The organism is Bremerella sp. JC817 (genome assembly GCF_040718835.1).
Classification (GTDB): domain Bacteria; phylum Planctomycetota; class Planctomycetia; order Pirellulales; family Pirellulaceae; genus Bremerella.
In genome coordinates, this window is sequence record NZ_JBFEFG010000274.1 from 917,128 (window position 1) to 931,947 (window position 14,820).

Below are 14,820 nucleotides of genomic sequence, written 5' to 3' on the forward strand. Positions count from 1 at the left end.
CAATCATGCCGCTTTAACAGCAACTCATTCCGCGTGCGTCTTAACGCTGAATCTGCGATGTGTTACATCAAGGCCTTTCGACTTGATTTCACCGCAAACGCCCGCCCAGTCCAACTTTGGTGAACGTGACAAACCGTGCCCTGGGGCAGCCAATATGGGTGGCATCCTCCTTGCCTGATACGGGCTTGGCAACCTCTTTTCATACGATTCGATTGCTGGTAACACAAGCGAATCGAACGCTCCTCTACATTGCTGTTTACTTATGCGTAACACTTAATACTGTCCCCCCACATTCTTTCGCAGTATGAGCTGTTACACTCTGACACAACACATCTGTCCAGAGAAGAAACATTTTCTAGAGTCTGCGCAATCACCCTCCCCATTCGTGGCGGATACCACCCGAAATACAAACTGTTGTTCTGTTATTGCGCTTTTCATCAACTTTACGACGACTGCTTGCACTGGTATCTTTGCTGTCAGCCTAGCCAGGAGATGACTCACTGCATCTGATTAGCCACGGTCCAATAGCCCCTCCCCACTGACCTTGGCAAAGGACTTCCATGTCACTTCGCGAACTGCTTTCTTCTTTAGGCCGATTGAGCAAGAGTCCTTTCAAAAAAAAATCGACATGTAAGCGAGGCAGTCCAGCAACTGCTTTCTTCGAGTCGCTTGAGACTAGGTGCCTGCTTGACGGCTTATCACTTTCTGCTGATCTGATCGCAATCACTGAAGGTCATGGGGCCGATACATTAGAAATCACAATATCAGACAATCTCTACGATCATGAATGGTACGATTACTACATATACTTTGAAGTATCCGGAGACACTTCACGAATCGACATGGACGATGCCTACAGCACGTTCGATGTTGAGTACGATGCCAGTTCTGGGCTGTATCGCACCTATGGAGTAATGGTTGACGCGACTGAAGAAGAAGTGATCTACATCCCTCTACTTGACAACTGGACCCAAGAGGGAACAGGCGAGTTAACTTTTACTCTTGCACCCGATCCCTATCTTCCTGGATCCTACGTCATTGACTCAGTAGATGCGTCGATATCTATCCCCGTGTACGATGATGAATATACGGCAACTTTTGCAGACAAGACGAGCTCGAATCAGACTGGCACAACGCACGATGTGCCATTTACCTCGTGTGGATGCGACGACAACATTTTAATCGTCCAGCCTGGCAAGGTCGTACTTTCGTTTACGGCGACAATTGCCCCAGAAATGTATGGGACAGACAACCTGACCGTAAGTGGTAATATTGGAGGAAAGAGCTTCACACAAACTCATCATTTCGGTCGATTTCCCGAAACCACAGAGCCGACAAAAGTTGTATTTACTTTCACATTCGACCGTAGTGAATTTGGCGATCCTACGTTTACTGAATACTCGGCAATTCTGACATCAACTCCCTCTGGATCACCCGCAAAATATCATTTAAACGGCGGCCCATACGAAGTTTCAGGAAGCATATTTATCGGCGACGCGTACAGCGTCAAGGTCGACTCCGTGCCTTATTTGAACGTGGGCACAAATGGCGTCATGGCAGAAAGCCATAACCAAGGAGATTTCTTTGCCAATGTTGGTGGCGGTAGCTATATCTCGGCAAAAGGAACCTTTGCAAGCTTAACGTCTACGGGAAGTGGATACGAACTTGTTGACAAGGATGGTTCCGTTACAACATTTGACAGCAATGGATATGCCCTTGAAACTACGGACACGAAAGGACGCACAACAACATACAGTTATACTACGATTGGCTCAAAGAAGCTCATTTCCTCAATTGTCCGACCTTTAAGCACAAGCACTTTCAGCTATTCGGGAGGCAAACTAGTTAGTGCATCGAACACCACAGGTGCCTGGGTCAGCCTGACATATAGCGGTGATCTTTTAACGTCTGCAACTGGAACCGACCCGGATGGAGCTGGCGCACTAGCTGCCCCGTTGACAACCTATTCGTACAATCCCAATGACAGCCTGGCCTCCAAGACTGTTAATGGCTTAACAACCACTTACACCTACGACTCGACCGGACGCCTAGCGTCAATTGAGTTGCCGGGTGGTCTCAGGAACGAATACATTTCCCCGGAACAGGCGGCCGTTTCCGGCGAAGATTCTATCGAAACGGTGACCGATCACCGTGGCATTTCGAAGCAGTACGAGTACGACATACTCGGTAACGTGACACGCGAAATCGATCCTCTCGGCAACGAGACCATCTACATCCGTGACCCGGACGGCCTGCTGCTCAAGAAGATTCTCCCAGACCCCGATGGTGCCGGTCCTTCGGAATCACCGATTTACGAGTACACCTACGACTCGCGTGGTAATAGGTTAACAGAGACCTTGCCCGACGAGTCCGTGCGAACGTGGGTTTATCATGCGACCTGGAATCAGCCGATCCAGTACACCGATGCGGAAGGGAACATCACGACTTGGACGTACGACTCGACGTACGAGTTGATGCTTACCGAGACGAAGGTGATCGGGCTGATCGATGATGGGGTGAATCTGGAGACGGATGATCTCACGACTACTTACGCCTACACCGATGCTCCGTTCTGGGTGACCGATCCGCCGCGAGGGATGGTTGAGTCGGTGACTGCCGCTGATGGAGTGGTGACGGAGTACGTTTACGACGCGAATGGTCGCCGCACTTCGACCACTTACGCGGTGGGTACGGCGAATGAAGCTTCGACTTCGACGACATACGACTCGGACGGGAACGTCCTCACGCAGACTGACGAGCTAGGCAACACGACAACCTACACCTACGACGACCTCGGTCGGCAGCTGACAATCACTTCGGCCGATCCCGACGGAGCCGGTCCGCTGTCGGCGACGGTGACTACGTACACCTACAACAGCCTGGGCAAGAAGGCGACCGAGTCGATCAACGGCCGCACGACTACCTATGCCTACGATGCGTACGGGCGACTCAGCTCTGTCACCGAGGAAGATCCGGATGACACCGGCCCGCTCAGCGCCCCGGTCACCTCGTACACCTACGATTCCGATGGGAATCAACTAACGGTGACCGATCCCCTGGGCAACGTCACCACCAACACCTACACCAGTGGCAAGTTGACTTCCGTCACCCAGGCCGACCCTGACGGGGCTGGCCCGCTGTCCGCTCCCGTTACGTCTTACACCTACGACGACGCAGGCCGCGTTCTGACGGTGACTGATCCGCTCGGTCGCGTTACGACCTATACGTACGATAATCTGGGGCGGCAGATCTCGGTCACCATGCCAGACCCCGACGGTGTCGGAGCACTGGAGTCGCTGGTCAGCACCATCACGTACGACCTCTTCGGACGAGTAGCCAGCAGGACGAACTTCGATGGCACAATCGTCAGTTACACCTACGACTCCGAAGGGAACAAGCTGACCGAAACGACCGAGCTTGGCACGACCACCTATACCTACGACGAACTCAATCGCGTCGAAACTATCACGACGGCCGACCCGGATGGTGCGGGTGCCCTCATCGCGTTGGTGACGACCTATTCGTACACAGCTTCCGGCCAAGTCGCTTCGATCACAACGCCGAAGGGGACCACGTCGTATACCTACGACAACCGTCGTCGCCGGACGAGTACTACCTTGCCAGATCCAGATGGAGCCGGTGGAGCGAGTGCCCCGGTTAGCAGCACCACCTATGACGATGCTGGTAACGTGCTGACTGAAACCGATGCCCTCGGCAACGTGACCGCCTATGAGTACGACGCATTGAACCGAGTCGTAAAGATCACTTCGCCTGATCCGGACGGAGTCGGTGCACTCACTTCGCCGGAGACGTTGTACGCTTACGACGAATTCGGTCAGCAGGTCAGCATGACTGATCCTAACGGCGGCGTGACGACCTACGAATACGACGACCTGGGCCGTCAAACGAAGGTCATTTATGCCGATCCGGACGGTGCCGGGGCGTTGACGTCGCCAGAGGTGTCGTACGAGTACGACGCCGCGAGTCAGCTAGTCAGCATGACCGACGAACTGGGGAACGAGACGACGTACCAGTACGACAACCTCGGTCGCCAGGTGAAGGTGACGCTGCCTGATCCCGACGGCGTGGGAGCGTTGACCGCCCCTGAGACCACCTACATCTACGATGCCGCAGGCCAACTGCTCAGTACGACCGATCCGCTCGGCCGCACGACCAGTTACACTTACGACAATATGGGGCGTCAGCTGACAGTGCCCCTGCCCGATCCCGACGGTGCCGGGGCACTCACCGCGCCGGTGACCACTTATACCTACAATGCCGACGGGCAACTGGCGAGTGTGACCGATGCCGCTTCGCAGGTGGTCAGCTACACCTATAATGCCGCTGGCCAAGTCGCCACGATGACCGATCCGACGGGCACCACCATCTACACGTACGACGCCCTCGGACGCCAGGTATCGATCACCGAACCTGATCCCGACGGGGCCGGGCCTCTCTCGGCACCGACCACCACCTACGCCTACGACAATGAGGGAGACATGGTCAGCATGACCACCCTCGATGGTACTGCTTCGTATGAGTACGACGATCTGGGTCGCCTCACCAAGATGACGATGCCTGATCCCGACAGTGTGGGCAGTGGGTTGGCAGCCTGGACTGTTTATACGTACGACGCTGTCGGTCGCACGTTGACGGAAACGAATCGTCTCGGCAATTCGACCAGCTATGCGTACGACAACCTCGGTCGTCTGATTAAAAAGACCGATGCCGAAGGCGGTGAAACGGAGTACACCTATGACGCGAATGGTAACCGCCTGACGTTGACCGATCCCGAAGAGAACACGACGACCTGGACGTATGACAAACTCAACCGGATGCTCACCAACACGAACGAGCTGAATGATACGCGGAGTTACGAGTATGATGCTGCTGGGAACGTGGCAGAGTACACCGATCGCAACGGCCGCGTGACCGCTTATGAATACGACCACCTGCAGCGTCGCACTGCCGAAAAATGGATGGACGGGGCAACCGTTGTCGAAACGCTCAGCTACTCGTACGACGCCGCATCGCAACTAACCGAAGCGAGCGATTCGCAGGCAACTTACACGTTTACCTACGATAATCTTGGTCGCAACACGAGCACCAAGCACGACCTGGCCGCTCTTGGCTTCGATGTGATGATCGACGAAGCGTACGACGCCCTCGGCCGCCGCACGAGCCTTGCCGCCGAGATCGACGGCACCGACGACCTGATAAACAACTACGCTTACGATTACTACAACCGCATGACCCAGGTCACCCAAAGTGCTCAGGTCGGCGGAAACGCAGTCGCCGAGAAGCGAGTCGACTTCGCCTACGATGCCGAAGACGAGGGACTGTTCACCTCGATCGCTCGCTACGCCGACCTAGCCGGGATGGACTTGGTCGCCACAACCACCTACGGCTACGACAACGCCGATCAGATTACCAGCATCACCCACACCGACGGCAGTTCCAGCACGCTGGCCGGGTACACCTACGCCTACGACGAAGGCAATCGCCTGACCGCGTTCTCGGTCTATGGCTACTCCGCCGAAGATGCCGACTACGGCTACGACGACACCGACCAGCTGACCGGAGCCGACCGCACCGGCACGACCGACGACGAGTTGTACACCTACGACGAAAACGGCAACCGGACCGGCGGCGGGTACAGCACCGGCGACAACAATCAGCTTCTGTCGGACGGGACGTTCAACTTCACGTACGACGACGAAGGAAACCTGACCCAACGGACCAGCATCGCCGACGGCAGTTACACCGTTTACGAGTACGACTACCGCAACCGCCTGGTCAGTGTGACCGACTACAACGCTTCTGACGTCAAGCAGCAGAAGATGGAGTATGCCTACGACTTCGCGAACCGCCTGATCGGGCGTGAGCTTGACTCCAACGGCGACGGCACTGTCGACGAGTCCGGCACCTTCATCTACGACAGCAACCAGATCCTACTGCAACTGGACGATAGTGGCGATGTCGAGCACCGCGTGCTATGGGGACCAAGTGTCGATCAGTTTCTGGCCGATGAGAACTCCAGCGGTGACACGCTGTGGGCGCTGACCGATCACCTGAACACGGTCCACGACTGGATCGAATACAACGACGCAACCGACACCACCAGCGTCGTCAACCACATCGCCTACGACAGCTTTGGAAACGTATTGAGCGAAACCAACAGTTCGCTCGACGACCTAGGCCTCGGCTACACCGCCCGCTACTTCGACGAAGCCACCGGCCTGCAGTACAACACCAACCGCTGGTACATCGCCGAGCTTGGCAGGTGGATGAGTCAGGACCCAATTGAGTTTGAGGCGGGAGATGAGAATCTTTATCGGTATGTTGGAAATGACGCAACTCTGCGGATCGATCCGAGTGGTCTTCAAGATGATCTAGTGCGTCTTCCTATGCCGCCAGAGGAGCCTACGGATCGTCCGAAAAGACTTCCTCCAGTTCAACCTGTGCAGGTAAACCCGGGACTCCTGCCTTCTGCCATAGGCCTTCCAATCAACTTGTATCATCAGATTCCGAGTGGAGAATCGATTGCGTCTTACGCCGAAAAGGCTTTTCGAGCAATTGCTGCTGAGAACTTCGGCACGCTTGCTGGAAAGGGATTCGATATAGATGGATTCAAGGCGGCCATCTCGGAAGGGAAAGGCAAGCTACTAAATCCACTTCAGACCATTTCAAATGAATTTGAAACTCATCGCAAGAGAATTACGACGGCTATTGAAACCCGATTCGCAAACCTAGAGCAATCCATAAAAGATGATTGGGAGAAACTCATCAACCCACAAATTCCTCTCAAGGGCAGCCTCCCTTGGCCAGGAGGTGGTCTTGATCTCAGTGGGCAATTGAACGATTTTGGGTTGACGTGGGAAGCCGACATTAGTTACCAGATTAAGAATGGCCTCTGTGAGGGCACGGTCAATGCCACGTTTAGTGGCAGAGATGGCAACTTGAATAAAGATTGGAAAATCAACGCGAAGTTCGACAGTGTGGTTGGCACTACTGTAATTGCCAGCAGTTTGGAGGTGGATGCTGCAGGGGCAAAAGGAAGTTTAGCTACTGCGGGAGGTAATTATACGGCCTCTAACTTCGCTATGAAAATTTCCGGCGACTACCGAATTGGCGGAAAGTTCAAAGTTGGAGGCGGTGGCTTCGTGCGAACTAATTACAACAACTGGACGGTCAGCGCTGGAGTTGCCGGGGGATTGTTGAACGACGGCGGCGAAATGCTAGTAGTGATTGGTGGAGCAACTGCAGGCGGCTCTAATTTCAATTTTAGTCTAACCTCAACAAGTCAACTGCAAGCCACCGGAGAAGTCAAATGGTAACTAATTCCCTCACTTCCTTGATCTTGCTCACAATTCCAACGCTGCTGTGGTCGCTGGCCAGCGAGGGCAGGGCTCAGACGCTTCAATCGCAGTTGGAAGGAGTTGTCGCGACGGCTGAGGAAGCCGCAAATCGTTGTGATTTCAAAGCCGAGTTAGAACTGATCCTGACGCTCCGAGAATTGAACAATCGGCTGCCAGCAGAGCTTTCAACGATCTCCGACGAGCATATTGCCTTTGTTTTGAGTGATCTGCAGAAGGCGGTTAGCTTCTCCGAAGAAGAGATGGAACTTGCCCGCGCACGCCAGGCAGCCAGGATGGCGGCATTTCAATTTTTTCGGCAGAGACAGCCTGAGGAAGGGCAGCGGAAGTTCCTGGAAGCTATCGACTACTCTACGCGTGTCTTCGGAGAACGTTCTTATCACACCATCGAATTGCAGTCTTCCCTGGCGAATGAGATGCTGCTTCACGGTTCCAAATTGGAAGAGGCAATTCAACTCGCCCACCAGGTACGCGACACGCTCGAAGAAGACCAGCAGCAAAAGTGCTTTGTCTTCTGCCAGATTAACCAGACCCTCTACGCTTTGTACGTCGAAACCAAAGCATTCCATAAAGCGATGCCCTACGGCAACATCGCGCTTCGCGAGCTCGAAGCCGTTCACTCGAAGAAGAGCACACGCTATCTCACGATCCAAGGATCAATGGCTGCCGTGTTGAATCAAGATCAGCGACCGGACCTTGCGTTGGTTCATGCCCAGACAGGGCTCAACACAGGATACATACCTGACGGATCCGACGTGAAGTACTACCTGCGGCTGCTTCGAGAATATGCCCGCGCCAAACGCGCCCTTGGCGACTTCGAGCGTGTTCCCGAGGCATACCAAGAGATGCTACGCATTGCGAAGTCTTATCCAACTTACCCCAAAAATGCGCTCATTGAACATCTACGCGAATACCAAACCGCCCTGAAAGAAATGGGCGACGAAGAGGGCCAGCGCAGCGTTGAAGCAGAGATCGAGGAACGGCTGCAGCGGTAAAGATCGCGCGAGTGGCACCGACTTCGCTCAGGTTAAATTGCCAAGTGAAAAGCAGGTCATGACAGTTCAGTAGTGGATTTTACCGTAGAGTTGCAACTATCTCCTCCCCGGGGTTAGGTTCTTCCTGCGATCTATTTGCTTATGCCCCGACGGGAACGGTCGAAAATTGGCACTTTGTTTCTTTCTGTGTCCGGCCGACCTGGCGGCAAGCGAGGCAAGCCGCGTAGTTCTGGGCAACATCCGAGCCAGCGAATTACAGAATTCATCGCACTTTTCACCAGGAAACATCTGGACGCATCTACAGTTTGGTGCCTATCTTAGTGGGCGTCATTGATAGGGGCAGCCTATGAAAATCGAGCTGGGCTTGCGGGAATCGGTCGTGGTTCTCGGCAAGCGAATTGTGAATGACACGGGGCGAAAGATTGCCCTGGTCATCCTGGACGAACCAGGGGATAAGGTCCAAGTCGACCGCAATCCATTTCCGAAAAAGAACCAACGGGCACCGGTTCACGTACCGAAGCCCACCGCGATCTAAGCAGATCCGGACAACCACACCAGCGGCCTCGGCCGCAAGCTGGCACCGTAACCACACAACGCCGGCCGCGACTTCCAACGATGGAAGATGCGGCCGGCTTTTTTTGTTGATTCACCCGGGTGAAGGATCGCCCAAGCAGAGCGGCGAAGGAATCGCCAAAGCCTGAAGCCTGGTATTGGGGGCAGTACCAGGCCCAGGTCCGGAAGGAAGCCAGGATGGCGCTAGGTGCATGGATGCACCCCTTCCGTTTTTTCATGCAACGCTGCCGCGTCGAAGTAATGGCAGACGTTGGGGGCAAGGCAGGCGAGGAATCGACTCAGTAAAAGGGGGCAAGGATGCCAAGGCTAACTAAGATCCGGGCACGAGCTGCAGCCCTGCACGCGGTGCAGAGCTACGCCAAGAAGCAAGGCGATCGCACACAACTAGTCGGTGGCGATGCGTTCCCGGTCGATCTGAAGATCTCCGGAACGGTCGGCAAGCTGAAGGTCGAGGAGTCGATCAGCGGCAACCTATCCATCGGGCACGACTTCGCCAAAAACAGCAACAACGGCATCGCACCGACAAAGGTGATCGCCTGGCTGATCACGCAAACGCCGGAACCTGGCAAGTGTGCCGAACAGCTACGAGCGTTCGCGAAGGCCACCAAGGAAGGCGAAACACTGGGCGACAACATCACGGCCGATCAGGAAGCCCAGGCCAAGCAACTTCTAGGTCTTTTCAACCAGGTCGAAACCAAGATTAGCAAGGGTTCGGTCTCATTCGCTGTTGCGAAGAAAGCCGCGGCATAGCGATGGATCGACGACGCGCGGCCGCGGCGATCCTGCTTCTGTCGGCAAGCTTCGGAGCTGGCGAGACGGCCATACACCTGGCGGTCCGCTACTTCCATCGGAAGTCGATCGACCCGAGCCGGCCACCGGCTGACGTGCCGTTTCCGCTGCGTGTTCAGAACTACTGGGGCGGTTCGTGTTATCACGCGTCAACCCAGGTGGCGTTGCGATGGGCCGACAAGGCCGAGATCGCGACCAACTGGCGGAACAACTACGGGGGCGCGGCTTCCACCAGCGACATCGCCAAGGTACTGAAGCGTTACGGGATCCCCTACAAAGCGACCAGGCTGGTCGGCAACGGGCAGGAATCGGCCGACGTGTCGATCCTGAACTATGCCCACGATCATCGCCTGGTTGCTGCGATCCACTTCTTTCATTACCACGCGATCAGCTTCCTGGGCTGGGTCCGAAAAGACGGCCGCGAGATGGCCTGCCTGTTGGACAACAACCGCACCAAGAACTTCATCTTCATCGAGAAGGCCGAGTTTCTACGGCGCTGGCGTGGCTACGGGGGTGGGGCGATCGTGCCGCTGGTCGAGGCACCACCACCAGTTCCCTACGATCCGAACGACTACTTGGAGAATCCCGAGCCATGAGCCAAAGCGATAACAGCACGAAGCCCACGGAGAAAGCCAACGCGACCAACGTGCTAGGCGACCTGGCGGTTCTGTTGGCGTTGCTGTTTTGCACGCTGGTCTCGACCTTCGAGTTTTGCACCGACATGATGCCGGCCTTCAATGCCTGGTTGGCAGCGGCGCGGCAATGTCACTGCGAGCGATGCGAAGCAGTCGAGCGCCAGAAGATCACGCCGGCACCGATGCCGCGAATATCACCCCCGCAAATTCCGCTGACACCAATTCAACCACCGGCTATCTAGTCGGCCGGTTACCTTTCACACTTCACACTGGGGGAACCAACATGAACCGCAAACTACTGGCCGGCCTGATCGTGGCTGTGTCACTGATCGCCAGTATCGGCGAGACATCGCCACCCGAGCCGCCGAAGATGGGCTTCGTCGAGCAGATCGAAGGGGTCAACCTGCCCGAGAATCAACGCTGGTATACGGTTCTCGTAACGTCCAAAGGGCAAGCCACGCCGATTACCAGTTGGTTCGATTCTGATCCCCGCCTGGCCGAGCTGCGAAGCCGAACCGAGTGGCGGCACTACACCAGCGAAAGCGAGCTTTTCACGCACCACCTGAAGCCGACCTACGGCAACGATTACCCGATTCTGGTGATCCAAGACGTGGACGGGGCGATGCGTGCCCAGCTGGGCGGGACGATTCTCAAATCGGTCACCAGCCCCGACGAACTGGTCGCGGCGTTGGATCTTGCAGCCCAGACGCTGCGGCCGATCGAGGACCAGCAACTACGCGCCAAGAAGGTGGGCGGCTGGATCTTCAACCGACGACCTGGCCCGAACGTCTGCCCTGGGCCGAACTGCAACCCAGACTTGCCACCGGCACCGATCGAAGGGCAACCAGTGGCTCCCCCGGAAACCAACCAGGCAAGCTCACCACCGGCCGACAAGAAGACACCGCTGGCCGATGCGTTGATATCGATCTTCGGTCCGCAAGTGGCACCCTGGGCGAATGGTTTCAATCTGGGGCAATCGGCCATCGCGGCTGGAATTGTGGGTGGTGCCTGGCTGTGGAAGCGCCGGCGATCCCGCAAGTCGGCCAAGTAACCCATCCCACACACATTACACCGCAATGAAAGGAATCGTTGCATGTTCGCACTGTTGAGCAATCCGCTGTTCTGGGGCCTGGCTGGGGCCGTTTATATCCTTTTCGTCCAGAAGCCAAAGGACGAAGAAACCAACCAGGCCGCAACGCCGGCCGAGTCGAAAGGCCTGCTGGGGACCGTGATCGGCATCGCCGAACGGAAGATCCTGCAGCGTGCCCAGCACGCCGCGGCCGAAGCCAAACTTCCCCTTATTGCCAACCTGTTGTCGGCGATCTCGTTGGGGGATGGCGTCGGCCTGACCAATGTTGCCGAGCAGATGGCCGACAACCTGCAGTCGGTCGAGGGGCGGCGTTTCATGTTGGGGAAGTTGGTCCGGACGCTGATCGCCGACTTCGCCAAGAATGACGCCAGCGAGTTCGCGGCGATCGCGGCCGAGGTCAACGACCGGAAGAAAGATCTGCAGGACGCCACAACGCGTCTGACTTCCAACAACGACCTGAAGGCCCAAGGGGTCTAGCTAACGCAGAAACCTTTTGTGAGTTGAGCCCGCGGCCGTTCTTCGGAGTGGCCGCGGGCTTGTTGCTGTATCGAGGGGAGAAAGCGTGAAGCCTGGTGAACTTTCGCGACTGTCACTGAAGAAAACCGCGGATCTGCTGAACGTCGATCGAGCTGTGATTGCCGAGCTGGTGAAGGATGGTTGCCCACGCAACAGCAACGGCACGATCAACATCTACAAGCTGACCGCCTGGCTACTGGTGCGCACGAAGGGGGCCTCACTTGGTTAGTATCCAGATCGACGCGACCGAGCTGCTGGAAGAGATCAACAACGCCGGCCTCGGCAAGGTGATCGACGAACGGACGCTTCGCCGGCATCGGTCCGAGCTGGGCCTCGGCAAAGCGGTCGACGTGGGAGCGTACGTCGGTAGCCTGGTCGATCGGTACCAGGCCAGGCAGACGGGAGCGGTCACCTACGAGGACAAAAAAGAGAAGGCACGGGAGCGCAGCGCCGAGTCGACGAAGAAGGGACAGGACATTGGTCCTTTACCTTCGATCGTCGATCCTGAGCGACGCGAGGCCTGTCGCTATAGCCTTCTGCTCTTCTTTGATACCTACATCAAGCCCGAGGGATTCTTCGCCTGGTCGGACGATCATCTGAAGATCTTCGAGACGATGCAAAATGCCATCTTGACCGGTGGCAACTTTGCGTTGGCTATGCCCCGAGGTTCCGGCAAAACGACCATCACTGAAGCCGCGGCTCTCTGGGCAATTCTGTTTGGGCACTGCAACTTCTGCGTGATCGTAGGGGCCACGGCCGAGAAAGGCCAGGAACTGCTCGAAACGATCAAAACCTATCTGGTTGCGAAGGATCTGCTGGTTGAAGACTTCCCGGAAGTTTGCATTCCGGTCATGCGATTGGAAGGGCAGCCCAATCGCTGCCGGGGTCAACACATCGATGGAGCTAGAACGCAGATCAGCTGGCATGACAACGAGCTGGTGTTTCCCACGGTCGAGGGTAGCAGCTGCAGCGGTTCGATCATTCGCACGTTCGGCATCACCTCGAAAGGTATCCGCGGGCAGAAATATACCAACGCCAACGGAGACACATTTCGGCCGGACCTGGTGCTGCTAGACGATCCGCAAGACGACGAATCGGCCGAGAACCCGACGCAGGTTCGCAAGCGTGAAAAGGTGATCAATGGCACAATTCTCGGGATGGCTGGCCCAGGGAAATCTCTGACCGCCATCATGCCTTGCACGGTGATCTGCCAAGACGACCTGGCAGCCCGCTATCTGGACCGCAAAAAGAATCCCGAGTGGCAGGGGATTCGCATCCAGATGATGAAGTCGATGCCTGCCAACGAAGAGATCTGGGAAGAATATTTCGCCATTCGGCGGGCCGATCTAGAAGCAGGCCTCGGCCCCGACCGGGCCAATGCCTTCTATCGGAAGAACCGCAAGGAGATGGATCGCGGTGCGGTCCCTTACTGGACCAGTCGGTTTGACCCTGGCGAAATTTCGGCCATTCAGCACGCCATGCATTTGCGAGACCGAGACCCGGTCATCTTTGCGGCTGAATACCAGAATGATCCGATTAATCCGGAATCGACCGACCTGGTAATCCTGACGGCGGACGAGATCGCCGCGAAGGTCCGCAACTATAAACGGGGCGACATTCCCAACGATACCGAGCTGATGGTCGGCTTTGTCGATGTTCAGTTGCATTGTCTCTATTACGTCCTGGCAGCCCTGAAGACCGACTTCAGCGGACACATCCCCGACTATGGTACCTGGCCCAAGCAGCCGACAAAATACTTCGCCTACAGCAACCGAATCGCCAACCCTATCAGTCGCCAGAAAACGGACGAGGGTGTCCTGATGGGAAAACTATTGGAAGACGCCCAGATTCGCCAAGCCTTAGAACGTTTGGTAAATGAAGACTTGATGCTGCGAAAGTGGGAACGAGAAGATGGGGCGGAATTCCAGCTGGACCTTCTGATGATCGATATGGGGAGTTGGACGCCTGTCATTAAGCAGTTCATTGCCGAATCGCCCCATCGGGCGCGAATGATTCCCGCCAAGGGGGATAGCCGTAAGCCAACCGAAAAGCGGATTAGCGAAACGAAACCCACGCCAGGCGTCGAGATCGGTGAAGAATGGATAATTCCCCTGGCTACGCGCAAAAACCCGGTACGGTATCTCTTGCACGATACGCATCACTGGAAATCAGAACTGCAAAAACGCTGGAAGGCCCCCATCGGGCAGCCTGGCTGTTGGACTCTCTACGATGGTAAGCCCATTGAGCATCGAATGATTTCGGAACACTGCGCCGCAGAATACGCCAATCGTGTTTCGGCCAAGGGGAATGTGGTCGATGTCTGGGAGAATCGACCAGGCCGCGACAACCATCTGTTGGACTGCGTGGTGGGCTGCCTGGTGGCCGGCAGCCGAAGAGGTTGTGCGGTACCTGATGCAAGTCTTCTGCGAGCTCGCCCACGCCGTGAGAAGAAGAAGGCAAAAATGAAGTTCAGCGAAGTGATGGCCCGCAAACGTGCTGAACAAGGATGGAGGTAGCACCATGGCCCCTCGGCAAAAGAAGGCCCCCGCAACAAAATCGCCACCTCCTCAGCCTGCCGGTGTCGCCTGTCCGCAGTGTGGAAGCGGTTACGCGCCGGTGTACTACACGCGGCAGCAGATGGGCAAGACGGTTCGTGTCCGCGAATGCCAGCATTGTGGCCGTCGATTTTCGACTGTCGAGAGAGTCGCCTGAAGATAATTTCCGGGCCTAGTTCCATATATGGAACTTGCTCTGCCAATCTCACTGCAGGCCCCCGATTCGATCTCCCGCGTCGGTCGTTCTCGTCGTAAGAACACCATCTGACAAGATGCGGCAAGCTGGTTCGA

The 14,820-nt window shown here is 56.1% G+C and carries 11 protein-coding genes; all 11 read left to right on the forward strand.

What is annotated here, in order from left to right; genetic code table 11:
• The first annotated feature begins 1,955 nt into the window (after nt 1–1,955).
• Entirely contained in the window at nt 1,956–7,337 is a 5,382-nt protein-coding gene (locus AB1L30_RS17955) for an RHS repeat-associated core domain-containing protein (protein WP_367014781.1), read from the forward strand.
• The gene (locus tag AB1L30_RS17960; protein WP_367014782.1) at nt 7,331–8,371 is read left to right on the forward strand and encodes a hypothetical protein; all 1,041 of its coding nucleotides are present in this window, start codon (nt 7,331–7,333) and stop codon (nt 8,369–8,371) included. The genes AB1L30_RS17955 and AB1L30_RS17960 overlap by 7 nt, the downstream gene beginning before the upstream one ends.
• 346 nt (nt 8,372–8,717) lie before the next feature.
• Nucleotides 8,718–8,906 carry a hypothetical protein gene (locus AB1L30_RS17965; RefSeq protein ID WP_367014783.1) on the forward strand — a complete coding sequence of 63 codons (189 nt, stop codon included), beginning with the start codon at nt 8,718–8,720 and terminating at the stop codon, nt 8,904–8,906.
• Nucleotides 8,907–9,241: 335 nt separating this feature from the next.
• Nucleotides 9,242–9,694 (forward strand): hypothetical protein, encoded by a 453-nt coding sequence (locus AB1L30_RS17970; RefSeq protein WP_367014784.1) that lies wholly within the window; start codon nt 9,242–9,244, stop codon nt 9,692–9,694.
• Between the two features lie 2 nt (nt 9,695–9,696).
• Nucleotides 9,697–10,329: a hypothetical protein gene (locus AB1L30_RS17975; protein ID WP_367014785.1), complete on the forward strand. Its 633-nt coding sequence runs from the start codon at nt 9,697–9,699 to the stop codon at nt 10,327–10,329.
• The gene (locus AB1L30_RS17980) at nt 10,326–10,610 is read left to right on the forward strand and encodes a hypothetical protein (protein WP_367014786.1); all 285 of its coding nucleotides are present in this window, start codon (nt 10,326–10,328) and stop codon (nt 10,608–10,610) included. The genes AB1L30_RS17975 and AB1L30_RS17980 overlap by 4 nt, the downstream gene beginning before the upstream one ends.
• 41 nt (nt 10,611–10,651) lie before the next feature.
• Complete coding sequence (locus AB1L30_RS17985) at nt 10,652–11,419, forward strand: hypothetical protein (protein WP_367014787.1); 768 nt, start codon at nt 10,652–10,654, stop codon at nt 11,417–11,419.
• A 42-nt stretch (nt 11,420–11,461) separates the two neighbouring features.
• Complete coding sequence (locus AB1L30_RS17990) at nt 11,462–11,935, forward strand: hypothetical protein (protein WP_367014788.1); 474 nt, start codon at nt 11,462–11,464, stop codon at nt 11,933–11,935.
• 85 nt (nt 11,936–12,020) lie between these two features.
• Nucleotides 12,021–12,203, forward strand: coding sequence for a hypothetical protein (locus tag AB1L30_RS17995; protein ID WP_367014789.1), 183 nt, complete (start codon nt 12,021–12,023; stop codon nt 12,201–12,203).
• Nucleotides 12,196–14,490 carry a terminase gpA endonuclease subunit gene (locus AB1L30_RS18000; protein ID WP_367014790.1) on the forward strand — a complete coding sequence of 765 codons (2,295 nt, stop codon included), beginning with the start codon at nt 12,196–12,198 and terminating at the stop codon, nt 14,488–14,490. The genes AB1L30_RS17995 and AB1L30_RS18000 overlap by 8 nt, the downstream gene beginning before the upstream one ends.
• 4 nt (nt 14,491–14,494) lie before the next feature.
• Nucleotides 14,495–14,686, forward strand: coding sequence for a hypothetical protein (locus AB1L30_RS18005; protein ID WP_367014791.1), 192 nt, complete (start codon nt 14,495–14,497; stop codon nt 14,684–14,686).
• The last annotated feature ends 134 nt before the right edge of the window (nt 14,687–14,820 follow it).